Raw genomic sequence first — 23,428 nt, 5'->3', positions numbered from 1 at the left:
AAATATAGAATTGCCGCCTACGATGATGGGCAATTGACCGCAATAGAGAACCGGACAGGTGAATGGGCAAGAGGATTCCCCTCTCCCAACGGGAGGGGATAGCGCGCTGTTCTTTGCCCGACAGTCCAACTGTTCAGATGGTATCAGATGGTGAATGCTTTATTGGCTCAGTGCAATCGCCTCGATCTCGATCAGCCCTCCCAATGGCAATGCCGCCACCTGCACAGTGCTACGGGCAGGCGGATCACCGGGGAAATATTCGGCATAAATGGCATTCACCGTGGGGAAAGCTGCCATATCGACCAGAAAAATGGTCGTCTTGACGACTTGGGACAGGCTACTGCCGGCGGCCTGGAGCACGGCCGACAGATTGTCCAGCGCCTGGCGCGTCTGTGCTTCGAGCCCTTCGCGCAACTGGCCGTTCTGGGGATCCAGGCCGAGTTGCCCAGAGGCGAAGATGAAACTACCGGTCTGAATGGCTTGAGAATAGGGGCCAACCGCGGCGGGAGCGTGCTGGGTTACAACGACTTCACGATTCACTCGTTACCTCGTAGTTCCATGAGATTTGTTGCCGTGTGGCCGCGACGAAGCCGTCCAAAGGGGGCATGGGGACAGAACGACTGGCTCGAGGGACCAAACGTGCAACACAATGAAATTGTAATAGAACTTTCATTGGAAGTCAAAATACGCGCGGCAAAGAAAACAGCAAAAGCGTCAACCGAAGGTCTTACGTGGTACGTAGTAGAGCAGTGCGTGGTGGTACGCCAGGAAACAAACCAGCCAAACTTGCATGAAGCCAATAGGTTCACGCACTACGCACAAGCTACGCACTCCATTACGTGGGGACGATGGGCAGGCTCCGGCGCATGATCTCGTAATTTTCCAACGCCCGCCCCGCGCCCAGAGCCACACAGGCGATGGGGTTCTCGGCCACGTAGCAGGGAACGCCTGTCTCCTGGGTGAGGAGCTGGGCAATGTTCCGGAGCTGGGCGCCACCGCCGGTGAGCACCATGCCCCGGTCGATGATGTCCGCGGCCAGCTCCGGCGGCGTCTTTTCCAGGGTGGCTCGCACGGTACTCACCACCGCCTGGAGGGGCTCGGCCATGGCCTCGGTGATCTCGCTGCTGTTGACCGTAATGATCTTGGGGAGGCCCGTTACCTGATCCCGGCCCCGCACCTCCATGACCCGCTCGTCCTCCATGGGCAGGGCGCTGCCGATGCCGATCTTGATCTCCTCGGCAGTCTGCTCACCGATCAAGAGGTTGTACTTCTTGCGGATGTAGTTGACGATGGCTTCGTCGAAACGGTTGCCGCCCACCCGCACGCTGCTCCAGACCACAATGTCATACATGGAGACTACGGCCGCTTCGGTGGTGCCGCCACCCAGGTCCACCACCATGTTGCCGGTGGGCGTACCGATGGGCAGGCCTGCGCCATAAGCCGCGGCCAGGGGCTCCGGAATCAGATAGGCCGCGCCCGCGCCCGCCTGCATGGCCGCGTCGTGGACGGCCCGTTCCTCCACACTGGTCACGCCTTTGGGCGTACTGATCATGACCTTGGGTTTAAAGAGGGGACTCAGAAGCGGGTTGAGGTGGCCGACGATGGATTCAATGAAATAGCGCAACATGGCCTCGGTGACCACAAAGTCGGCGATCACGCCATCCCGCATGGGGCGAGCCACCTCGATGCTTTCCGGGGTGCGGCCCAGCATGTCGTAGGCCTCATGGCCCACCGCCACCATTTTGTTGTCTCGCAGACGTATGGCCACCACCGATGGCTCGTGCATGACAATGCCCTTGCCTTTGACATGCACCAGCACATTCACCGTGCCCAGATCGATACCAATGTGTTTTTGAAACATAGTTTTGTGTCGGTTTACCCTGCCATCCTTTTCAGACGACAGCAAAAATCAAGATGCCGGTGACCATCCCCTGCACCGACATCCTACCCTCCTTGCAGACATCCCCAGGCCTGGGGCTTCCCTGGGGGAAAGGCGCTTCGCCTCCGCAAGGAGGGAACCTTGCCCCCGGCCGGGGCAGCATCAGGACTTATTTGGCAACAATTATAGCAGGATCGTTTCCAGAGCCTCAAATCAGACGCGGCCAGGGGAACAGGCATGCCCCACGACATTTCAGCTCGACATTTCAGCTCGACAACAGCAGGCCGGGCCCCTACAGGAACCCGGCCTGATCTCATCAAGCTGATACCCTGGTCAATCTCCCGACAAGCAGCGGCCCGGATGTTGGCGACGATGCTCGCCGGCGCCAATCACGCATCGATATCTCGGCAGCACTTCGGCGATGCCACCGCCGATGGAAACCTGCCGGGATTTACGCTTCGCTCTCCTCAAAGGTGGGAGCCTGCCGCTGTCGCATGCGTCGCCGGGAGGCCACCTTAAGGCGCAGGCTGCTGCGCCGGAGGGCCGCCTCCATGACCACCCGCCGCTGGGGCGGAGGATTCTCGGCCAGGGACTGGCGGGCCCGCTCCAGGGCGGCCTGGGCCCGCTCCACGTCGATCTCCTCGGCCCGTTCGGCCGTATCGGCCAGGACCGTCACCTTGTCGGGGCGCACTTCCACCACGCCGCCGCTGACGGCAATGTACTGGGTATCGCTGCCGGCGTGGAGGATGATTTCACCGATGTCCAGGGTGGACAACAGGGGCGCGTGCCCCCGCATGATGCCCATCTGGCCATCGACGCCGGGGAGCGTCACCAGGTCGAACTCGCCGGAGACGAGCCTGCGTTCGGGCGTGACGATCTCCACCTGAATGCCCATGAGCCTTATCCTCCAGCCCGCAGTTGGGCAGCCTTCTCGACGGCCTCCTCGATGGTTCCCACCATGTAGAACGCCTGCTCGGGCAGGTCGTCGTGCTTGCCGTCCAGGATCTCCCGGAAGCCCCGCACCGTGTCCTCGATTTTGACGAACTTGCCGGGGGTGCCGGTGAACTGTTCCGCCACGAACATGGGCTGGGTCAGGAAGCGCTGGATCTTGCGGGCACGGGCCACGATCAGCTTGTCGTCCTCGCTCAACTCTTCCACACCCAGGATGGCGATGATGTCCTGGAGGTCACGGTAGCGCTGCAGGGTCTGCTGCACTTCCCGGGCCACGGTATAGTGCTCCTCGCCCACGATGAGCGGATCCAGGATGCGGCTGGTGGAGCCCAGGGGATCCACCGCCGGGTAGAGGAACTGCTCGGCCAGGGAGCGCTGCAGGGTGATGGTGGCGTCCAGGTGGGCGAAGGTGGTCGCCGGCGCCGGGTCGGTGTAGTCGTCCGCAGGCACGTAGACCGCCTGCATGGAGGTGATGGACCCTCGCTTGGTGGAGGTGATGCGCTCCTGCAAATCCCCCATATCGGTGCCCAGGGTAGGCGCGTAGCCCACCGCGCTGGGCAGGCGACCCAGCAGAGAGGACACCTCGGAGCCGGCCTGGACGAAGCGGAAGATGTTGTCGATGAAGAGCAGCACGTCCCGGCCTTCATCCCGGAAGTATTCGGCCATGGTGACCCCGGTCAGGCCCACCCGCAGGCGGGCGCCCGGCGGCTCGTTCATCTGGCCGAAGACCATCACCGTGGAGCCGATGACGCCGGATTCGATCATCTCCCGCATCAGGTCGTTGCCCTCGCGGCTGCGCTCACCCACGCCGGCAAAGACGGAGTAGCCGCTGTGGAACTCGGCCACGTTGTGGATGAGCTCCTGGATGATGACCGTCTTGCCCACGCCGGCGCCACCGAAGATGCCCGTCTTCCCACCTCGGGTGAAGGGGGCGATCAGGTCGATGACTTTGATCCCGGTCTCGAAGAGCTCGGCCTGGGTGGACTGTTCTTCGAAGGCAGGCGGCTTGCGATGGATGGGGTAGCGCACCTCGGCTTCCACGGGCCCCTTCTCGTCGATGGGGTCGCCCACCACGTTGAAGAGGCGTCCCAGGGTGGCAGGGCCGACGGGCACGGTGATGGGTTCACCGTAGGAAATGGCCTGCATGCCGCGGCGCATGCCGTCGGTGCTGCCCATGGAGACGGCGCGGACCACGTTGTTCCCCAACTGCTGCGCCACCTCGAAGGTCTGAACAGTGCCATCGTCCATGGTGACCATGACGGCATCGTAGATCTCCGGCAGCTCGCCGTCCGGGAAGAGAAAGTCAACGACGGGGCCGATGACACGTTGGACTGTACCGATCAGTTGTTCAGGCACTGCGGGCCTCCTCGCACATGACAGATATTCGTTTATCCATTCGTTTTCGTAAGATGAACAGTTCTATTTTCGAATCGCCTGCGCCGTTTCAAAGGCTCAGGCTCTTTCCAGAGCCACGGCACCGCCGATGATGTCCATCAACTCGCTGGTGATGCCTTCCTGACGCGCCTTGTTGTAGGTGAGGGTCAGGGTGTCGATGAGCTCGTTGGCCGCGTCGGTGGCGTTGCGCATGGCGACCATGCGGGCCGAGTGCTCGCTGGCGATCGATTCGTAGAGGGCCTGCAGGATCTGGACCTCGGTAAATCCATAGAGAACTCGGCTGAGGACGGCCTCGGGCGACGGCTCGAAGATGTATTCGGGCGCCATGGTCACCGAGGGTTCAGCCGGCTCAATGGGCAACAGCTTCTGGACGACAGGTTCCTGGCGCAGGGTGTTCACGAAGTCGGTGTAGACCATCACCACCTCGTCAAAGTGCCCCTGGGTAAAGTCGTCGATCAGCACCCGGGCAATGGGGCCAATGTCGTAGGAGGTGGGGCTGTCGGGCATGCCGGTGAACTCTGCCCGGACCACCGGGTCGTAGCGCAGGAGCCAATCTCGCCCCTTGCGTCCGACCGTCACCACTTCCACCTCGACCCCGGCCCGACGCCGTTCGCGCATGAAGGCGGCCGCCCGGCGGATGACGTTGGCGTTGAACCCGCCAGCCAACCCCCGATCGGCCGTGATGAGCAGGATGCCGGTCCGCTTGACCGGCCGCGACTGGATCAGCGGGTTCAGTTCGTTTTCGATGTTGGGCAGGCGCGCGATGTAGGAGAGAACTTCCCGCGCCTGTTGGGCATAGGGCCGCGTGGCAAGCACCTGCGATTGTGCTTTGCGCATCTTGGCAGCAGAAACTGCCTCCATCGCTTTGGTGACCTGCGCAATATTCTTGACCGACCGTATGCGGCGGCGGATTTCACGTGTACTGGCCAAGGTGCTATCTCCTTACCACATCGGAACGGCGACTTCCGAAAGAGACGTTGAGACGCCCCGTCGACGCCGCAGATTGGAGCGGGTGGCGGCCTGGCATGCAGACCGCCACGCCGACAGATTATTCAGGGGCACTCCACGTGTTGTTGAAGTCCTGCAGGGCCAGCCGCAACGCCTCCACCGTCTCGTCGGGCAGATCCTTGGTGCGCATGATGGTCTGGCCGATCTCCGGGTGATTGGCGTCGATGTAGGCGTGCATGTCGGCCTCCCAGGTCTTGACCAGATCCACAGGGACCTTGTCCAGGAAGCCATTGGCCACCGCCCAGATGCTGATGACCTGCTTGTCCAGGGGCACCGGCTTGTACTGGGGCTGCTTGAGCATCTCCTGCATGCGACGCCCCCGATCCAACTGCCGCTGGGTGACCGGGTCCAGGTCACTGCCGAACTGGGCGAAGGCGGCCAATTCCCGGAACTGGCTGAGCTCGGACTTGAGGCGGCCCGCCACCTTCTTCATGGCTCGCGTCTGGGCAGCACCACCCACCCGGCTCACGGAAATACCCACGTTCAGCGCCGGGCGAATACCGGCGTAGAAGAGGTCGCTCTCCAGGAAGATCTGGCCGTCGGTGATGGAAATCACGTTGGTGGGAATGTAGGCCGAGACGTCACCGGCCTGGGTTTCGATGACCGGCAGTGCGGTCAGGCTGCCACCGCCGTACTCATCGGCCAGACGGGCGGCCCGCTCCAGGAGGCGGCTGTGCAGGTAGAAGACGTCGCCGGGATAGGCCTCGCGGCCGGGCGGACGGCGCAGCAGCAGGGACACCTGGCGGTAGGCCTGGGCGTGCTTGGAAAGGTCATCGTAGACGATGAGCGCGTCCCGCCCCTGTTCCATGAACTCTTCGCCGATGGCGCAGCCGGCGTAGGGGGCCAGGTATTGGAGCGCGGCCGGGTCGGCGGCGGAGGCGTTGACCACCACCGTGTGCTCCATGGCGCCGTATTTCTCCAGGGTTGCCACCACCTGGGCCACGCTGGACTGCTTCTGGCCGATGGCGACGTAGATGCAGATGAGGTCTTTGCCCTTTTGGTTGATGATGGTGTCGATGGCAATGGCCGTCTTACCAGTCTGGCGGTCGCCGATGATCAGCTCCCGCTGGCCCCGGCCGATGGGGATGAGGGCATCGATGGCGGTGATGCCCGTCTGGACCGGCTCGTTCACCGGCTGGCGCTTGATGACACCGGGGGCAATGCGCTCCACGTTGCGGTACTTGTCCGTTTCGATGGGGCCTTTGCCGTCGATGGGCTGGCCCACCGCGTTGACCACCCGGCCGATCAGGGCGTCGCCCACGGGCACCGAGGCGATGCGCCCGGTGCTCCGCACCAGGTCCCCTTCTTCGATGTCCTGGTAGTCGCCCATGATGATGACGCCCACGCTGTCCTCATCCAGGTTGAGGGCGATGCCCAGGGTGCCGTTCTTGGTGAACTCCAGGAGCTCACTGGCCATGGCTCCACGCAGGCCCGAAACCAGGGCGATGCCGTCACCGACTTCGATGACCTCGCCCACGTCCACCTGGCTGGGCGCCGGCTTGAAGTTAAGTATCTGTTGCTTCAGCAATGCTGTGATATCATTCGTTTGCACAGCCATTGTTTTATCCTCCTGATACAGCAGCTATCCGTCGTCCCCCTGGCAACATCGGCAACAAATACGCCTTGCGCGCCCCATGGGCTCAGCCGGCGCCGCTGCCCACTCTCGGCTGCTACCACAGGTCGAGGTGCCACATCCATGGGCGCACGTCGAGGTGCGGACGGTCGGTTAACGGACGACAGCGGTCAAGGATTCGCGCAGGGCAGCCAGCCGGCTGGCGATGGAGGTATCGATCAGGCGGTCGCCCACCCGGACCCGCAGACCACCCATCAAGGATGGATCTACGTGGAACTCGAAGATCAGATCATCGCCATACTGTTGTTTCAGCTTGTTCTGCAGCGCTTCCTTGTCCTGGTCCGACAGCTCGACGGCGCTGGTGATCTCGGCCACGGTGGGGGTCCGCTGGCCGCTGGCCACCTGGGCCAGGGCCTCGCTGATGGCCTCCAACAGGCCCAGATCTCCCTCCTGCACCAGCAACTTCAGCAGGTTGACCACCTCCGTTGGGGTTTCGGCAGGGAGGGCCGCCGTCAGCGCGTTGATGCGTTCGTCCAGGTCCTTGCTGCTGTCCATCAGCAGCGCGGCGAGCTTCTTGTCTTTGCGCAGCAAAGCGCTCACTTCATCCAGGGCGCTTTGCCAACGTTCCAGCAGGGCCAGGTACATGGCCTGGGCATAACGGTGGGCCCGCTCACGCTTGTCGCTCATGAAGCTCCGCTCCCACTTTGCTGAGCCAGGAACTCAGCCACAAAACGTGCCTGCTCGTCCTTGTTGGCCAACTCCCGGCCCAGGAGCTGCTCCGTGGCCAGGATGGCGAGGTCAGCAATCTGCTTGTTGGCATCGGCCAGGGCGGCCTCCACCTGCTGGCGGGCTTCCTGCTGGGCCTTCATGCGGATTTCTGTGGCTTCCTGTTCGGCCCGGGCCCGAATGTCCTGGGCGATGCGCTCCGCGTCCCGAGTGGCCTGGGCCCGAATTTCCTGGGCTTCCCGGCGGGCTTCCTCCAGCACCCGGGCTTTTTCCTGCTCGGCCTCTTGGGCCGCGGCGGAGACCCGCTCGGCGTCCTTCATGCTCTGGGCGATGCGCTCCTTGCGCTGGTCGAGCATGCGGAGGACCGGCTGGTAGAGGGTCACGCGCAAGATAACCATCAACAGGATAAAGTTCACAATCTGCGAGACCAGAAGGCCGGGACTGATTCCAAGTTGATCCAAGGTTAGCCTCCTTATGACTGACGTAACCTACGTAGTCCGTATGGCCGTGCCCCAGGGGGGGGCCGCAAGGGCTGCCGTCAGGCACGGCCGTGTGAATCCTTCCGATCTGTTTAGACGAACTTGAGCAACAGGGCGACCACCAGGGCAAAAATACCCATGGATTCGGCGAACGCGATGGCCAGAATCATGTTCGTCTGCACCGTGCCGGAGGCTTCCGGATTGCGTCCCATGGCTTCCATGGCCTTTGCACCGATGAGGCCGATGCCGATGCCCGGTCCGATGGTACCAAAGCCGATGGCCAGCGCTGCACCAAGTTGCTTCAGAGCCTCTACATCCATTTTGCATCTCCTTAAAATGTGTCTCGAATGGTTTACAAAGGTTCGTGATTCAAAAAACTGTTAAGCTAACGGGTTAACAGGCACAATCGAACTTTCCTGGCGGGCAGACCGGGCATGGCGCTGCCTGGGCCAGATCAGTGCTCGTGATGTTCGTGGTCGTGGCTGTGGCTGATGGTCGCCATGCTGAAGAAGACCAGCGCCAGCATCATAAAGACCAACGCCTGCACGAAGCCCACGAAGATTTCCAGCATGTAGAAGGGGATGGGGAGCAGGAAGGCGATCAGGAAGGCCATGGTCGCCAGGACGATTTCACCGGCGAAGATATTGCCAAAAAGACGAAAGCCAAACGCTATCACCCGGGAGAACTCACTGATGAGCTCAAGAATGCCCACAAACCCGTTGATGTAGCGCATGAACCCTTCGCCGCTGGTGTTGAAGAACTTGTGGAAGTAGCTGGAACCCAGGGCCTGCACGCCGAACACCTGCACCATCACCATGGTGACGATGGCCAGCCCAAAGGTCATGTTCAGATCGGCGCTGGGCGCCCGGAACAGGGGAACAAACTTGGCGTGGCCCTCCTCCTCGGCACCCGCCGGGGCCGGCAGGGCAGCCGCAGCCTCCACCAACACCAGGTTCCCATCGGCCATGGCCAGCTGCCGGCTGGCAGCCAGGGCATGCCCCTCGGCCTCCCCAGCGCCATGATAGAAACCAATGCTGCCGACCCCCGGGATCAACCCCGACCAGTTGCTGATGATCACCAACAGGAAGATGGTCACCACCCAGGGGAAATACTTGCGGGCATCCTTCCCCGCCACACTCTCACAGAGATTATACAAATACTCCAGGATGGCTTCCATGACGTTCTGCCAGCCGCTGGGGATCAACTTCATGCGGGCCGTGGCAGCCACCGCCATGATGATAATGATGACGTCGACGATCAGGGTCGTCAACATGGAATTGGTCAACCACTTGGGGCCCGTGGAGAAGATGGGCTCACCACTCAGGGAGACGTGGGGCGGATCGACCGGGATCAGAAAACTGATGATCAGCAACAGGACCGATCCCGCGATAATGGCAGACTGACGGGGATTCTCCTTGACGTAGGCTTCCGTCTTGGCGTAGAGATTCTTCAGAAAGTTCTGCACAGACTCCATGCTGGTTTTCCCCTCCGGTCGGCAGGCAGCACAGGGTTGGCTGCTGCAGGCGTTGTTAGGTTTCGGTTCGTTTGTTTCTGGTGTTTCTGGAAGATTCGCTATTTATTCTGGCTTAAATTTGCATCAAATTCGTATCTTCGTTATCGAAGATCAAGAGTCAAAATTCGTGCGCGTCTGGAGCCACCACCTGAACGATTTTGTTAAACTCCGATAAAACAGCGCGGCCCACCGTCACACTGGCAATGGGAATCACAATGACGATGGCAGCGAGGGTAATCAGCGGCAATATCCCAAGGGCCAGGTCGAGGGCCAGGGAAATGGCAAAGGGCAGCACCAAACTCCAAAAAAAGATCCGGACCAATCGCCCAATGTCCATGGAGGGCTCGGTCGTGGAGACTGCTCCCCTCGTTTCCGCTGGAAGGTGGGTTTGAACGTCCGCTCTCCCTGCCTGCTGCTCGGCCATGAAATGCCCTTAATGGGACTGAATGGATATTGATTCAGCGCTCAGAAACAGTGTTCAGGAACAGTCCTGCGCTACAGTACGGCGATTATAGCGTGGGGCTATTAATCGCGCAAATTTTCACATGCAGTTGGAACCACTCCTCCATCCCGGCGACTTTTACCGCTCGCCAGCCCGTTGCCCTTCCAGCCATAGCAAGATGATCAGCGCGACCTCGATGGCTTTGTCGATGTAGGCAATGGGCACCCGGGAGCCGATGAAGATCCAGAGGACCACCGTCACCGCGGTATAGGCCAGCAATGTCCACCGGATCAGATGGCGGTAGGGTTCCAGGGCCGGCAGGGGCAGATACAGCGCCAACAACAGAGCCAGATAGCCAAGGCCATTCAGGATGAAAAGCAGGTCGGGGAACAAGAGGGAAAAATGGATGACGGCCGTGGCAACGGTCAGGAGAATAATGCCATATTGCAGCGGACCCAGGGTGGTGGTCTTCTGTGTCATGGTTACCTCGCTTGTTACCGGTGGAAAGCACAGGGCGGTCCCCAAAATCGATGGTCCTGACGCCTACTTTACACTACCTTGCCTGCGATTGCAACCGGGTGCGCCCCATTTTTTGGGGCCCCGGCCACCCGGAAGGTTTTACCTTTTCGATCCAATTGGATACACTTAACCTGTTCTCAATCCGTATGTCAGGGAGGCAAGTCATGCAAACTCCAGTTGGTGCCCAACCGGCACCGTCCCTTCGGACAACCGGGCCGGCCCGGGAGATGACCATGGCGTGGCAAGAACTATGGCGCGGCGCCTGGGTCATCTTCAGCAAGCATATGCTCAAATTTCGCAGCAACTCCATGGAAATCGGCGGCACCCTGGGCTGGCCCCTCCTCTGGGTGGCCACCTTCGGGCTGGGCATGGAGCGGGTGGTCAACACCCACATCCTGGGCAGCAGCAGCTACCTGGCCTTCATCACCCCGGGCATCATTGCCCTGACCGCCCTCAGCGGCGCGGTCAACAGCGGCATGACCCTGCTGGAGGAGAAGATCAAGGGCGTGCTCAAGGAATATTTCGTGGCCCCCATCCCCCGCCTCAGCATCTTGCTGGCGGCCACCGGCAGCGGCCTGGTCAAGACCCTCCTCCAGTCCCTCATCATCCTGGCCATGGCCATGGCGTTCGGCGCCCACCTGGTCAGCAGCCCCACCCACCTGGTCGGTGCGCTCCTCTTCTTGTTACTTTACATCATGGCCTTCGTGGGCTTCAGCAATGGCGTGGCCGCGCGCAGCCGCTCGGTGGGCGGCTACCACATGCTGCTCTTTGTGCTGAACCTGCCCCTCCTCTTTCTCAGCAACGCGCTCTACCCCCTGGCCACTATGCCGGCGTGGATGCGCATCTTCGCCTACCTGAACCCAACCACCTACGCGGTGGACGGCCTGCGCCATACCCTGTTCGCCAATGGCACCCTCTCCCCCTACCTGGATGTGGCCGTTCTCCTGGCCTTTGCCGCCCTCTGCAACTGGTTCGGCGTGCGCAGTTTTACTGCCATCCTGGAAAGGAAGTAGGCCATGGCCGATTTCGTCTGGACGCCCCAGGCCCTGATCCACTACCCCCTGATCGAACATGTGGACCTCTCGCCCGATGGCCGCCGGGTGCTCTTCACCGGGCGCACAGCCCACCTGACCGACTCGGCCAGCGAATTCCGGCCCCAGATCTTCCTGGCCAGCCTGGACGATGGACAGGTGCGTCCCCTCACCGTGGGCGAAGGGGCAGGCCAGCCTCGTTGGAACCCCGATGGCCGCCATCTGGCCTTCCTCCGCAAGGTGCCCGACACAGGCCAGGCCGGCCTCTGGGTCATGGCTGCCGATGGCGGCGAGGCATGGCCTCTCACCGGCGCCGCCAACCAGATACGCAACCCGGTCACCCGCTTCAAGTGGAGCCCCGACGGCACCCGCCTGGCCTTCCTCACCGTCCCCTGGGACGCCGATCAGGAGGCCCGCCGCCAGCGCAAGGAAGACGTGCGACGCTGGCGAGAAGAGTACGATTTCGCGCATCTCTTCGTCATCGACTTCCGGGAATTGGCCGCCGGCACCGGTGTCGGCCTTCCGGCGGCCCGCCAATTAACCCAGGGCCGTTTCACGGTGCTGGACTTCTGCTGGCACCCGGACGGCCACACCCTGGCCTTCACCCACCGGCCGGCGCCCCTCTACGACACCTGGCCCGCCACCCGACTGGCCACGGTCCCGGCGGACGGGTCCGCCCCGCCCACGGACCTGGCCCCCATCGCCAGCCAGCAGGCCGAGCCCTTCTTCTCCCCCGACGGCCGCTGGATTGCGTGCGCGGTGGGCGACGATCCCCAAGGGAGCTGGCCCTACGCCAGCCACGTGCACCTCTTTGCCGCGGACGGCAGCGATTCCCGGCCCCTGGCGCCGGTGCCCGATGCCATGCCCCTGGTCATGGGCTGGGCGCCCGATGGACGCGCGGTCTACGCCATCAACCAACATGGCATCGACACCCAGGTCATGGCCCTGCCCGTGGACGGCAGCCCGGCTCAGGTCTGCCTGGACCCATCCAAACACGTGGCCGCCTGGCACATCAACCAGGCGGGCCTGGCCGCGCTGGTGATGGACGACTTCCACGAGCCCAACAGCGTCTACGTGGCTGAATTGGCCGGCGCCCATGAGGGCCGGTGGCAGCGGGTCGCCCAACCTACCGCGCCCGCCTTCCCGGACAACGGCCCGCTGCCCCAGGTGGAGCTGCTCCACTGGACCACGCCGGACGGCTACCGGATCGAGGGCATCCTCTACCTGCCGGCCAACTACGACCGGGAGCGGGATGGCCGCCTGCCTCTCCTGCTCCACGTCCACGGCGGGCCGGCCAGCGTCTTCCAGCGCCAGTTTGCCGCCCAGCCCTACTACTACACGCCAGCGGCCCTCTGCGAACGGGGCATCGCCGTCCTGCGCTGCAACCCCCGGGGCAGCGGCGGCTATGGCCAGGAATTTCGCTTTGCCAACCGGCGGGACTGGGGCGGCGGCGACTACCGGGATCTCCAGCAGGGCGTGGATCGGGTGATCGAGATGGGGATCGGCGATCCGGCGCGGCTGGGCATCTGCGGCTGGAGCTACGGCGGCTTCATGACCAGCTGGACCATCACCCAGACGGACCGCTTCAAGGCTGCCTCCATCGGCGCGGCGGTGACCAACCTGGTGAGCTTCAACGGTACGTCCGACATTCCCAGCCTTGTGCCAGGTTACTTTGACGCGGAATTCTGGGAGGAGCGGGAGCTCTACCTGGCCCACTCGCCCATTTTCCACGTCCACCAGGTACGCACCCCGGCCATCATCCAACACGGCGACGCGGACGAGCGGGTCCCCCTGGAGCAGGGCCTCCAGTTTTACAACGGGCTGGCCCGGCGGGGCGTCCCGGTGACCCTGTACATTTACCCGCGCCAGGGCCACGCCATCAGTGAGCCCCGGCTACTGGCCGACGCCATCCAGCGCAACCTGGATTGGTTCAGCGAGATGTTGACCTCGGCCTGAAGCCCATGGATCACCAATCGCCCGGGGGCTCTTGTCGCAGGCTGGTGCTCGGGCTCCATGCCCTGGCGCTGCTGCTACTGGCGCTCCACCTCTACGTGCGCACCCTGCCACCCACGCCCACGCCCCTGCCTTCGCCCCAGGATGCCGAGGCGGCCTGGTGGGGACTGTGGCCGGTCACCTATGCACCCGGGCTGGCCGTGGCCGTCGGGGCCACGGCCTGGCTGATCTTCGCAGGTTGGCTCTGGTGGATGGAATGGCGTGGCGCCAGGCGGATCCCGCCTCCCTGCCCGCTTCCGTGGCTGGCGGGCATCAGCCTGGCTCTGGTGACGGCCAGTGTTCTCTTCCCCATTGCCCACACCCGCTGGGGCGACGCGTACATCCTGAGCAAGAGCATCGCCTGGCCCGATCCGGCCCTGCGCCTGACCCACTCGTGGCAGGCCCCCCTGGACGTCTACCTCCACAGTCGAGTCTGGCACTGGTTCTTCGCCGGCAGCGGCGAGGCCAGCGGCGATGCGGTGCCCGTGTACCGGCTCCTCAGCCCGCTGGCCGGCCTCCTCTACCTGGCCGTCGCCCTAGCCCTCAGCCGGGATCGGCGGCTGGCGCCCGGTTGGCTGACCTTCGGCCTGCTGGCCAGCCTGGGTCTGCTCCAGCTCTTCTTCGGCTATGTGGAAAACTACAGCTTCGCCGCCGCCGGGGTCCTGGCCTACCTGTGGCTGGGGCTCCGGACGCTGGAGGGACGCAGTCCCCTCTGGCTGGCCTCCCTGGCCCTGGCCCTCACCAACGCCACCCACCCCAGCACGGTGGTGTTGGCCCCCAGCCTGCTCTACTGCGGCTGGCGCTGCATGGACGGCCCGCCATCGGGAAACCCATCATCGGGAAACCAAAAGGGGCTGTCCCACGTTTCTTCTGGTGGAACTTTCACAACTCGGGGCCGCCTGGCCGGCAGAGGGTGGTGGACCACTTTCCTGGCCGTCGCCATCCCCATGGCTTTGGTGGCGACGGGCACCGTGCTGTTGATGGAGTGGGGCGGGCACGGTCTGGCAGCGCTCCTGACCACCGACCGGCCGGGGGGCAGCGACGCCCGCTGGTTCGTCCCCCTCTGGCAGACGGAGACCCGCTGGGAGCACTATACCCTGTTCAGCTGGCTCCACCTGCGGGACTGGCTCAACGAACAGTTGCTGGTGGCGCCGGTGGTGATGCCGGCCCTGGCGTGGCTGGCCCTGGCTGCCCCACATCGCCGGCCCAAGGTAGGGTCCACCGACGGCATCTTGCCCTTTCTCCTGGTCGCAACCGTCAGTTACCAGCTCTTCACCTGGGTCTGGAACCCGGACTACGGCGGCCAACGGGACTGGGATCTCTTCAGCCTGGCCGCCCTGCCGACGGCCCTGCTCCTGGCCCACCTGGCCCAACGGCGGCTGCCCGATCCCTGGTATCGTTGGATGGGGATGGCGCCTCTATTATTTTTACAGGCCCTGCACACGGCTGCATGGATCTACCAGAACACGCTGCCCTGGGCGTGGCCGAAGTGAGTCGAAGACTGAAGACTGAAGATTGAAGATGGTTGAAAATGGCCCATCGTTTTGAACTGCAACCCAGAGCCCCTCGGCGCAGCCGGCCCCGCGCCGGCGGCGGCTTCGTGCGCGGGCTGATCAGCGGCATCCTGGCCTTTGTGGCGCTGGCCGCCTTCGGGCTGGGCGGCGGCCTCATCGGCTATGCCGTGATCGCCGCGGACCTCCCCGCGCCGGACGAGCTGACCAGCCGGGCCAGCAGCTTCCAGAGCACCCGCATCTTCGACCGCAACGGCGAGCTGCTGAACGAGACCTTCGACCCCAACGCCGGACGGCGACAGGTGGTCCCCCTGGACCGCATCTCCCCCTACCTGATCCAGGCCACCATTGCCACCGAAGATGCCAATTTCTACCGGCACCGGGGCATCGACCCGGTGGCCCTGTTACGGGCCCTCTACTACGCAGTCCAGGAGGGGGATGTGGTCTCGGGCGCTTCCACCATTCCCCAGCAACTGGTGAAGCTGGTCTTCCTCTCCCCCGAGCGGAGCATCACCCGCAAGGTCAAAGAGGCCATCCTCTCCGCCGAGATCAGCCGCCGCTACCACAAGGACCAGATCCTGGAGCTCTACCTCAACGAGCTCTACTACGGGAACCTGGCCTACGGGGCGGACGCAGCTGCCGAGACCTATTTCAATAAAGACGTCTCGGAGCTCACCCTGGCCGAAGCCGCGCTGCTGGCCGGCCTGCCCCAGCTTCCCGCCTACTACGATCCCTACACCCACCCGGACCGGGCCAAGGCCCGGCAGGGCGTGGTCCTGAGCTTGATGGTGGAGAACGGCTACATCACCCCAGAGCAGGCGGACGCCGCCTGGCTGGAGCCCCTCTCCTACGCGCCCCTGAGCTATGAGATGAAGGCGCCCCACTTCACCCTCTACGTGCGCCAACAGCTGGAATCGCTCCTGGGGCCGGAAGCCCTCTACCAGACCGGGCTCAACGTGACCACCACCCTGGATCTCTCCCTGCAGGAGATGGCCCAGCAGATCGTGCAGGAGCAGGTGAATCGGCTGGCCGATCGCAACGTCTCCAACGGCGCGCTGGTGGCCCTGCGCCCCAACACGGGCGAGATCCTGGCCTTCGTGGGCAGCGCCGACTTTGACAATGTGGAGATCGACGGCCAGGTGAATATGGCCCTGGCCCCCCGGCAGCCCGGCAGCGCCATCAAGCCCTTCGTCTACCTGGCCGCATTCGCCCAGCCGGATAAACCCCTGGCGGAGCGGTGGACGCCGGGTACCCTGGTGGCGGACATCGAAGAGGCATTTCCCGACGGCGCCAACCCACCCTACGTGCCCACCAACTACGACAACCGGGAGCACGGGCTGGTCACGGTGCGCACTGCCCTGGCCAACAGCTACAACATCCCGGCCGTGCGCGCCCTGCAGACGGTGGGCCTGCCCAACTTCCTGGAGCTGGCCCGGCGCCTGGGCATCACCACCTTGACCCGCCCGGACTACGGCCTGAGCCTGGCCCTGGGTGGCGGAGAAGTGCCCCTGCTGGAGCTGACCGGCGCCTACGCCGTGCTGGCCAACAGCGGATACCGGGTGCCGCCTGTGGCCATCCTGCGCATCACCGACAGCGAGGGCCGGGTGCTCTGCGAGATGAACAGCGACCGCCCCTGCCAGCCGGCCGACGCAGGCCAGGTGGTGGATCCGGTGGACGCCTTCCTCATCACCGACATCCTGAGCGACAACGAGGCCCGCAGCCCCACCTTCGGCCCCAACTCGGTTCTGCGCCTGAACCGCCCGGCCGCGGTCAAGACGGGCACCACCAACGACTTCCGGGACAACCTGACCGTGGGCTACACGCCCCAGCTGGTGACCGGCGTGTGGGTGGGCAACAGCGACAACTCGCCCATGCGGGACATCTCCGGCGTGAGCGGTGCGGGCCCCATCTGGAACCAGTTCATGACCGCCGCCCTGGTCAATGAACCGGTGCAGGAATTCACGCCGCCACCCGGCGTCCGCCGCTTCGAAGTCTGCGCCGACACGGGGACCCTGCCCAGCCCCGCCTGCCCGGAAACCCGCCAGTACTGGTTCGCTGAGGACCGGCCGCCCCTGCCGCCGGAGAAGGACCTCTACCAGATCGTGCGCCTGGATCGGACCAGCGGCCGGCTGGCCACCGAGTTCACGCCGCCCGAGGCCATCGAAGAGAAGGTGTTCAAAATCTATCCGGAACCGTACCGGGAGTGGGCCGAAGCCCACGGCATCCCCCAACCGCCGGCCAGCCCTGAAGAGACCTTCGCCTTTGCGCCGGAGCTCTTCATCCGCCAGCCGGTGGAGGGTGAAGTGGTGGGCGGCGTGGTGACCGTGGTGGGCACGGCCAATGTGCCGGAGTTTGACCACTACGAGCTCTCCTACGGCGTGAGCCATGACCCCGGCGCCTTCAGTCCGCCCATCGGGCCGGCGCCGGAAGCCGCCCGCCAGCCCGTCCTGGACGGCGTGCTGGGCCAGTGGGACACCCGGAGCCTGGGCAACGGCCCCCACACCCTGCGCCTGGTGGTCTACGACCGGGCTGGCGCCATGTACGAAACCCGGGTGCGGGTCTTTGTGGAGCAGCCCACGCCCACGCCACCCCCCACAGCCACCTGGACGCCGGTGCCCCAGGACACGCCCACACCGCCGCTCCCCACGGCGATCCCCACAGAGGTACCCACGGAGACGCCCACGGCCGTGCCGCCGGTGACGGAGGCCCCGCCCACGGACACGCCCACCGTCGAGGCGCCCACGGCCACTCCTGCGCCTACAGAGGTGCCCACCGAAGCCCCCACAGAATCACCTGGGGATGGGCCAACGCCCACGTGGACGCCCCTGCCCAGCCCGGAAGCCGACGCCGGCAGCATCCTCACCACCACCGTGACCCTGACCGGCACTGAGGTCTTGACCGGCGGGCCACCGTAGACAGTGGGGCACGACTACAGTCTGGCGTAAAGACCACGGCAGAAATTCCGGGTACCCTCTGGGCGCGCTCCTTCTGGTGGAACCTATCGGCGAATTTCGGACGGGATTGACCAGACGGAACGACTTGAGACGGCGTCAATCCGTCCCGTTCAGCACGGCCTCCATGATGCCCCGGTAGCCCCGGGCCGCAGCCAGGAGGTCCTCCAGCCGCAGCCGCTCGTCTACCACGTGGGCATCGGCCTCGGTTGCGGGGCCAAAGCCCACCGTGGGCACATGGGCGACGCCGGCGCTGTAGGCCGCGTTGGTGCAGAAGCGGTAGGTGGTCAATTCGGGCTGAAGGCCGGCCGCGTGCAGGCCAGCCAGGGAACGCTGGACGAAGGCGTGGTCCTCCGGCAGGAGCCAGGCCGGAAAGAACTTGGCCATGCGCAAGACGTTGCCGGTGTAGGCGGTGTACTCGCCGGTGGCAATGGTGGCCCGTAGCTGAATCTGTCGGGCCGCCAGGTCGCCCTCCGCCAGCGCCAGGATGGGACCTAGCACGTCCTCTTCCGTTTCGCCGGGCAAGAGCCGCCGGTCGTAGGTCACCCGGCAGATGCTGGGAATGACCGAGTGGCCCGGGTAGGGCTCGGAGATGATATCAGTCAGGGCCAGGATGGCCGGCCCCATGAGGGGGTGGGTGGGCAGCGTCAGCGCCTCCACGGCGGCCACCGCCTGGAGCATGTCCAGCACCGCGTTGCGGCCCAGCTGGGGGGACGAGGAGTGGGCCGGCCGGCCCACCGTCTCCAGACGGACTTCGGCCCGCCCCCGACCGCCCCGGCTCAGGTTCAGCCCGGTGGCCTCGCCGATGACCACGAAGTCCGGGGGATAGCGGGCCATGACGGCCTGCAGGGCGATCCCTTCCAGCACCTCCTCCAGGGTGGAGGCGCTCACCACCACCCGGCCCCGGAGATGGCTGCGATCCAGGCCGGCGGCGGCGTGGACCATGGCCGCCAGCGCGCCCTTCATGTCCGCGCTGCCCCGGCCGTGCAGAGCACCGTCCACCACCGCGCCGGAGAAGGGATCCCGCTGCCAGGGGACCCCTGACGTCACGTCCACGGTGTCGGTGTGGGCATCCAGGAGCAGAGTGTTGCCCGGCTCCCTCCCCTCGATGACCCCGATCACGCTGCCGTTCTCGTCCACGGTGACCTGGTCGAAGCCCAGGGCCTCCATCTCTGCCTGGACCCGCCGGGCCACCGCCTGTTCCTGCCCGCTCAGGCTGGGGAGCTGTACCAGCTCCCGGGCAAACTGCACCAGCCGCTCCTGATTCATCTCTGTCATGGGTTCCTCCGGGATTTCCGTGGGTATACCGAATTGTCTTGCGAGGGGGCACGCAGATTTCGTAGCTCCGGTTTCTATATCGGACCGGCAATCACATGTGGAAACGTGACCTACCATGTCCGTCGATTGGGCCGATTGTAGCCAAGTCATCCCGGTGGCGCAACTGCCCCCCTCGAAAGTTTGGTTTACAAACAGTTGGCGTTGATGTACACTTTCACCAGATTGGGCCGTCTTGAACATCTTGTTCATTGAGGAGATCCTCCTGTGACCAACAATCGAGTCTACACTTCCCCCCGCGCTGTCAAAGAAGCGCTCGGAGAACAACAGTACATCGCCAGCGACGAAATCGCCACCACCGTCTACCTCTGCCAGCAGCTGGGCAAACCCCTGCTGACCGAAGGGCCGGCCGGCGTGGGCAAGACGGAGCTGGCCAAGGCCATTGCCGGCGCCACCGGCCGGGAACTCATCCGCCTCCAGTGTTACGAAGGGCTGGACGAAACCAAGGCCCTGTACGAATGGGAATATGCCAAGCAGCTGCTCTACACCCAGCTGCTGCGGGACAAGCTCCAGGAGACCCTGGCCAACACCCATTCCCTGGCCGAAGCCGCCGACCGGCTGGCGGCTGAAGAGGACGTCTTCTTCTCCATGCGCTTTCTGCTGCAACGCCCCCTGCTCAAGGCAATCCTCAGTGAAAAGCCCACTGTCCTCCTGATCGACGAGATCGACCGGGCCGACGCCGAGTTCGAGGCCTTCCTGTTGGAAGTGCTGAGCGACTTCCAGGTCAGCGTGCCGGAGCTGGGCACTCTTGCAGCGGTCCATCGCCCCCTGGTGGTGCTGACCAGCAACAACACCCGGGAGCTGAGCGAAGCCCTGAAGCGGCGCTGCCTCTACCTCTTCATCGGCTACCCTTCCCTGGAACAGGAGCTGGCCGTGGTGCGCCTGAAGGTGCCCGAGCTGAGCCCCAAGCTGGCCCGCCAGGCGGTGGAGCTGGTGCAACGGCTGCGGGATCTGGATCTGCGCAAATCGCCCAGCATCAGCGAAACCCTGGACTGGGCCCGTTCCCTGGTGGCCCTCAACGCCAAACAACTGGACGAAGAGACCCTGGAGACCACCTTGAACGTCCTGCTGAAGCACGAGAGCGACCTGCAGAAAGTTCGTCGCCGCATGCAGGTCAGCTCCCGGGGCGTGGACATTGAGGACGATGACCTGAGCCAGTTCCGCTGGCGGGATTAGCCCCGTGGCGACGGGATGACCAGAGGAGTTTGACCATGGAAGATCGGATGCTCAAATTTATCGCCGCGCTGCGGGCGGGCGGCGTGCGCATCAGCCTGGCCGAGAGCGCGGATGCCTTCCAGGCGGTCGACCACATGGGCGTCCAGGAGCGGGAGCTCTTCCGCCTCAGCCTGCGCACCACCCTGGTCAAGGACGCCAACAGCCTGCCCATCTTCGACGAGCTGTTCCCCCTCTTCTTCGACAGCGGCGACCAGCCACCCATGATGGACATCACGGAAGACATGTCGCCGGAGGAGGCCCAGATGCTGGCCCAGGCGCTGCGCATGTTCAGCGAGCAGCTCCGCCGCATGATGGAAAAGCTCCTCCGGGGTGAACAGCTCAGCCAGCAGGAGCTGGAACAACTGGGCCAGATGGTAGGCCTCAACCGCATGAACGACATGCGCTACCGGGAGTGGATGGCCCGGCGTATGATGCGGGCCCTGCGCTTCGACGAAGTGCGGGAAGCCCTGCGGGAACTGATGCAGCTCCTGGCGCAGATGGGCATGAGCAAAGAGCGCCTGGAGCAGATGCGCCAGCTCATCCAGGCCAATCAACAGGCCATCCAGGAGCAGCTCTCCCAGTTCGCCGGCCAGCGCATCGCCGAAAACATGAGCGAAGAACGACCGGACCAGGGCATCGACGAACTGCTGGACCGCCCCTTCGGCGCCCTTTCGGACCGGGACATGGACCGGCTGCGCAAAGAGGTGAGCCGCCTGGCCAACCGTCTGCGCAGCCGCATCGCCCTGCGCCAGAAGCGGGCCAAGAGCGGCCAGTTGGACGCCAAGGCCACCCTGCGGGCCAACCTGAAGCACGGGGGCGTCCCCATGGAGATCAAACATCGGGACCACCGGCTGAAGCCCAAGCTGGTGGTCATCTGCGACATCAGCACCTCCATGCGCCACTGCTCCGAACTGATGCTCAGCCTGGTCTACGCGCTCCAGGATCTGGTCACCAAGACCCACGCCTTCGCCTTCATCGACCACCTGGAATACATCACGCCGGACTTTGTGGGACAGGAAGCCAAAGATGCCATCAGCCAGGTGCTGGTGCGCATGCCGCCCGGCTCCTACAACACGGACCTGGGCTACAGCCTGGACAACTTCGCCCGCAACTACCTGGACACCCTGGACAGCCGCACCACCTTTATCATGGTGGGGGATGCCCGCAACAACTACCACGACCCCCGGCTGGATCTCTTCAGCATGATGGCCCGGCGCTGCCGGCGCACCATCTGGCTCAACCCGGAGCCGCCCATGCTCTGGGGCACCGGTGACAGCGACATGCTGGAATATGCCCGCTACTGTGACGACGTCATCGTCGCCGCCACCCTGGGTGAATTGACCCAGGCCATCGACCACCTGCTCACCGCGTCCTGAGGGACGGTAGACCTGGCCTTGCTCCCCGGATTGTCCCCCGGGCTTGAAGTGCGCCCAGCCGTCGGGCAAACATGACAAAGGTCGGCCATCCTTTGTATAATAGCGGACAACGAATTCCCTGTTTTCCACCCAACCGGGAACAAGCCACCCGGAACAACTGAAGCGACAAGGAGTAACGCCTTATGGCCATGCGGGCTGATTATATCTGGATGAATGGCAAGGTGATCCCGTGGGACGAGGCGAAGGTCCACGTCTTCACCCACGCCTTGCACTACGGCAGCAGCGTCTTCGAGGGCATCCGCGCCTACGAACGGGACGGGAACCCGGCCATCTTCCGGGGGCCCGAACATTTCGAACGGCTGCTCTTCAGTTGCAAAGTCGCCCGCATTCCATCCCCCTTGACCGTCGACGAGTGGATGCAGGTGACGGCCGAGGTGTTGCGCGCCAATCAACACCGCAGCGCTTACATCCGCCCCCTGGTCTTCCGGGGCTACGACTCCCTGGGCGTGGACGGCCGGGGCTGCCCGGTGGACGCCATCCTGGCCACGGTGCCCTGGGGCGCCTACCTGGGCGCCGAAGCCCTGGAAAAGGGCGTGGACGTGCAGGTGAGCAGCTGGCGCCGCATGGCCCCCGACACCCTCAACGCGCTGGCCAAGATCGGCGGCCAGTATGTCAACAGCCAGAACGTGGTCATGGAAGCCAAGGATAACGGCTTCAACGAGGGCATCGCCCTGGACATCAACGGCTACGTGAGCGAGGGCAGCGGCGAGAACATCTTCCTCATCTACAAAGGTGAAATTTACACGCCCCCCCTGGGCAACAGCATCCTGGGGGGGATCACCCGGGATTGCGCCATCACCATTGCCCGGGACCTGGGCTACACCGTACGGGAGACCACCATTCCCCGGGAGATGCTCTACCTGGCCGACGAAATCTTCTTCACAGGCACGGCCGCCGAGATCACCCCGGTTCGCTCGGTGGATCGGCTGCCGGTGGGCAAGGGCGGCCGCGGCCCCATCACCAAGAGCATCCAGGATGTCTTCTTCGGCATCATCCGGGGCGAGCTGCCCGACAAATGGAACTGGTTCACGCCCGTGAGCCTGGCTGAAACGGTCCGCGCCGGCTGAGGCCCGTCCATAGAGCATAGAGACGCACAGAGTAGAGATATACAGAGTAGAGATGCACGGCCGTGCGTCTCTACTCTGTGCCCCTGTGTGAATGCGGAAGAATTTTTCAAGAACTTGACCGGTTGTGATACAATAAAATTTATGAATGCACGCCGGTATGTTGCGAAGATTTTTTCGTCCAGTCGCTTCCCCTTGACCGCCGGTTCGGTGGGCGGTATCCTCGCGCTTAGCTAGCCCGCTGACCTGCGCGCGGGCCACACCCCACTCTCGCTGTTTTTCCAATTCAGGCTGTTGATGACCAGGCTGTCTCATAGCGCCAGAATTGACAGGCCGAGAAGCGGATGCCTGGCCGCATGGCGCGCAGCCGATGCCAGCATCTGGCAACTATCAGCGTCCGTTGATATT

At 64.1% G+C, this 23,428-nt stretch carries 20 protein-coding genes; 7 read left to right on the top strand and 13 right to left on the bottom strand.

What is annotated here, in order from left to right:
- Positions 1-159: 159 nt before the first annotated feature.
- The 12 genes from FKZ61_RS07090 to FKZ61_RS07035 all read right to left on the bottom strand — a co-directional run bounded on the left by FKZ61_RS07090 (position 160) and on the right by FKZ61_RS07035 (position 10,446).
- The gene (locus FKZ61_RS07090) at positions 160-540 is read right to left on the bottom strand and encodes a RidA family protein (protein WP_141609381.1); all 381 of its coding nucleotides are present in this window, start codon (positions 538-540) and stop codon (positions 160-162) included.
- Positions 541-835: 295 nt separating this feature from the next.
- Entirely contained in the window at positions 836-1,861 is a 1,026-nt protein-coding gene (gene mreB, locus FKZ61_RS07085) for a rod shape-determining protein (RefSeq protein WP_141609380.1), read from the bottom strand.
- Positions 1,862-2,330: 469 nt separating this feature from the next.
- Positions 2,331-2,774 (bottom strand): F0F1 ATP synthase subunit epsilon, encoded by a 444-nt coding sequence (locus FKZ61_RS07080; protein ID WP_141609379.1) that lies wholly within the window; start codon positions 2,772-2,774, stop codon positions 2,331-2,333.
- Positions 2,775-2,779: 5 nt separating this feature from the next.
- Entirely contained in the window at positions 2,780-4,186 is a 1,407-nt protein-coding gene (gene atpD / locus FKZ61_RS07075) for a F0F1 ATP synthase subunit beta (RefSeq protein ID WP_141609378.1), read from the bottom strand.
- A 96-nt stretch (positions 4,187-4,282) separates the two neighbouring features.
- Positions 4,283-5,155 carry an ATP synthase F1 subunit gamma gene (gene atpG / locus FKZ61_RS07070; RefSeq protein WP_141609377.1) on the bottom strand — a complete coding sequence of 291 codons (873 nt, stop codon included), beginning with the start codon at positions 5,153-5,155 and terminating at the stop codon, positions 4,283-4,285.
- A gap of 118 nt (positions 5,156-5,273) precedes the next feature.
- The gene (atpA, locus tag FKZ61_RS07065) at positions 5,274-6,791 is read right to left on the bottom strand and encodes a F0F1 ATP synthase subunit alpha (protein ID WP_141609376.1); all 1,518 of its coding nucleotides are present in this window, start codon (positions 6,789-6,791) and stop codon (positions 5,274-5,276) included.
- A 168-nt stretch (positions 6,792-6,959) separates the two neighbouring features.
- A complete protein-coding gene (atpH, locus tag FKZ61_RS07060; RefSeq protein ID WP_141609375.1) occupies positions 6,960-7,493 on the bottom strand; it encodes an ATP synthase F1 subunit delta in 534 nt (177 codons plus the stop codon).
- The gene (atpF, locus tag FKZ61_RS07055; protein WP_141609374.1) at positions 7,490-7,993 is read right to left on the bottom strand and encodes a F0F1 ATP synthase subunit B; all 504 of its coding nucleotides are present in this window, start codon (positions 7,991-7,993) and stop codon (positions 7,490-7,492) included. The genes atpH and atpF overlap by 4 nt, the downstream gene beginning before the upstream one ends.
- Positions 7,994-8,103: 110 nt before the next feature.
- A complete protein-coding gene (atpE, locus tag FKZ61_RS07050; protein WP_141609373.1) occupies positions 8,104-8,331 on the bottom strand; it encodes an ATP synthase F0 subunit C in 228 nt (75 codons plus the stop codon).
- 134 nt (positions 8,332-8,465) lie between these two features.
- On the bottom strand, positions 8,466-9,485 hold the full coding sequence (atpB, locus tag FKZ61_RS07045; protein WP_141609372.1) for a F0F1 ATP synthase subunit A: 1,020 nt from the start codon (positions 9,483-9,485) through the stop codon (positions 8,466-8,468).
- A 157-nt stretch (positions 9,486-9,642) separates the two neighbouring features.
- On the bottom strand, positions 9,643-9,948 hold the full coding sequence (locus FKZ61_RS07040; protein ID WP_141609371.1) for a hypothetical protein: 306 nt from the start codon (positions 9,946-9,948) through the stop codon (positions 9,643-9,645).
- 156 nt (positions 9,949-10,104) lie between these two features.
- A complete protein-coding gene (locus FKZ61_RS07035; RefSeq protein WP_141609370.1) occupies positions 10,105-10,446 on the bottom strand; it encodes a hypothetical protein in 342 nt (113 codons plus the stop codon).
- A 203-nt stretch (positions 10,447-10,649) separates the two neighbouring features.
- Here FKZ61_RS07035 and FKZ61_RS07030 point away from each other — a divergent pair, with 203 nt between their 5' ends.
- The 4 genes from FKZ61_RS07030 to FKZ61_RS07015 are packed head-to-tail and all read left to right on the top strand — an operon-like array spanning position 10,650 to position 17,934.
- Positions 10,650-11,498, top strand: a complete 849-nt coding sequence (locus tag FKZ61_RS07030) for an ABC transporter permease (RefSeq protein WP_170199389.1) — start codon at positions 10,650-10,652, stop codon at positions 11,496-11,498.
- A gap of 3 nt (positions 11,499-11,501) precedes the next feature.
- The gene (locus FKZ61_RS07025; protein WP_141609368.1) at positions 11,502-13,472 is read left to right on the top strand and encodes a S9 family peptidase; all 1,971 of its coding nucleotides are present in this window, start codon (positions 11,502-11,504) and stop codon (positions 13,470-13,472) included.
- Between the two features lie 5 nt (positions 13,473-13,477).
- The gene (locus FKZ61_RS07020; RefSeq protein WP_141609367.1) at positions 13,478-15,001 is read left to right on the top strand and encodes a hypothetical protein; all 1,524 of its coding nucleotides are present in this window, start codon (positions 13,478-13,480) and stop codon (positions 14,999-15,001) included.
- A gap of 38 nt (positions 15,002-15,039) precedes the next feature.
- Entirely contained in the window at positions 15,040-17,934 is a 2,895-nt protein-coding gene (locus FKZ61_RS07015) for a PBP1A family penicillin-binding protein (RefSeq protein ID WP_141609366.1), read from the top strand.
- A gap of 135 nt (positions 17,935-18,069) precedes the next feature.
- On the opposite strand, the gene FKZ61_RS07010 is transcribed toward FKZ61_RS07015, so the two are convergent.
- Positions 18,070-19,248, bottom strand: coding sequence for a YgeY family selenium metabolism-linked hydrolase (locus FKZ61_RS07010; protein WP_141609365.1), 1,179 nt, complete (start codon positions 19,246-19,248; stop codon positions 18,070-18,072).
- 264 nt (positions 19,249-19,512) lie between these two features.
- On the opposite strand from FKZ61_RS07010, the gene FKZ61_RS07005 reads away from it, so the two are divergent.
- The 3 genes from FKZ61_RS07005 (at position 19,513) to FKZ61_RS06995 (ending at position 23,023) form a co-directional block, all read left to right on the top strand.
- A complete protein-coding gene (locus tag FKZ61_RS07005; protein WP_141609364.1) occupies positions 19,513-20,481 on the top strand; it encodes an AAA family ATPase in 969 nt (322 codons plus the stop codon).
- A 35-nt stretch (positions 20,482-20,516) separates the two neighbouring features.
- A complete protein-coding gene (locus tag FKZ61_RS07000; RefSeq protein WP_229964172.1) occupies positions 20,517-21,896 on the top strand; it encodes a VWA domain-containing protein in 1,380 nt (459 codons plus the stop codon).
- Between the two features lie 188 nt (positions 21,897-22,084).
- Complete coding sequence (locus tag FKZ61_RS06995) at positions 22,085-23,023, top strand: branched-chain amino acid transaminase (RefSeq protein ID WP_141609421.1); 939 nt, start codon at positions 22,085-22,087, stop codon at positions 23,021-23,023.
- The last annotated feature ends 405 nt before the right edge of the window (positions 23,024-23,428 follow it).

Source organism: Litorilinea aerophila (assembly GCF_006569185.2).
In the GTDB taxonomy this organism is placed as follows: domain Bacteria; phylum Chloroflexota; class Anaerolineae; order Caldilineales; family Caldilineaceae; genus Litorilinea; species Litorilinea aerophila.
The sequence above is the reverse complement of the archived record's forward strand: the minus strand, read 5'-3'. Positions and strand labels throughout refer to the sequence as shown.

Bases quoted from the DNA above. Each gene is read 5' to 3' on its own strand.
- FKZ61_RS07020 (WP_141609367.1), top strand. From the start codon at position 13,478: ATGGATCACCAATCGCCCGGGGGCTCTTGTCGCAGGCTGGTGCTCGGG.
- FKZ61_RS07080 (WP_141609379.1), bottom strand. From the start codon at position 2,774: ATGGGCATTCAGGTGGAGATCGTCACGCCCGAACGCAGGCTCGTCTCC.
- atpB (WP_141609372.1), bottom strand. From the start codon at position 9,485: ATGGAGTCTGTGCAGAACTTTCTGAAGAATCTCTACGCCAAGACGGAA.
- FKZ61_RS07025 (WP_141609368.1), top strand. From the start codon at position 11,502: ATGGCCGATTTCGTCTGGACGCCCCAGGCCCTGATCCACTACCCCCTG.
- FKZ61_RS07030 (WP_170199389.1), top strand. From the start codon at position 10,650: ATGCAAACTCCAGTTGGTGCCCAACCGGCACCGTCCCTTCGGACAACC.
- atpA (WP_141609376.1), bottom strand. From the start codon at position 6,791: ATGGCTGTGCAAACGAATGATATCACAGCATTGCTGAAGCAACAGATA.
- FKZ61_RS07000 (WP_229964172.1), top strand. From the start codon at position 20,517: ATGGAAGATCGGATGCTCAAATTTATCGCCGCGCTGCGGGCGGGCGGC.
- FKZ61_RS07010 (WP_141609365.1), bottom strand. From the start codon at position 19,248: ATGACAGAGATGAATCAGGAGCGGCTGGTGCAGTTTGCCCGGGAGCTG.
- FKZ61_RS07035 (WP_141609370.1), bottom strand. From the start codon at position 10,446: ATGACACAGAAGACCACCACCCTGGGTCCGCTGCAATATGGCATTATT.
- FKZ61_RS07015 (WP_141609366.1), top strand. From the start codon at position 15,040: ATGGCCCATCGTTTTGAACTGCAACCCAGAGCCCCTCGGCGCAGCCGG.
- atpH (WP_141609375.1), bottom strand. From the start codon at position 7,493: ATGAGCGACAAGCGTGAGCGGGCCCACCGTTATGCCCAGGCCATGTAC.
- atpE (WP_141609373.1), bottom strand. From the start codon at position 8,331: ATGGATGTAGAGGCTCTGAAGCAACTTGGTGCAGCGCTGGCCATCGGC.
- mreB (WP_141609380.1), bottom strand. From the start codon at position 1,861: ATGTTTCAAAAACACATTGGTATCGATCTGGGCACGGTGAATGTGCTG.
- FKZ61_RS07040 (WP_141609371.1), bottom strand. From the start codon at position 9,948: ATGGCCGAGCAGCAGGCAGGGAGAGCGGACGTTCAAACCCACCTTCCA.
- FKZ61_RS06995 (WP_141609421.1), top strand. From the start codon at position 22,085: ATGCGGGCTGATTATATCTGGATGAATGGCAAGGTGATCCCGTGGGAC.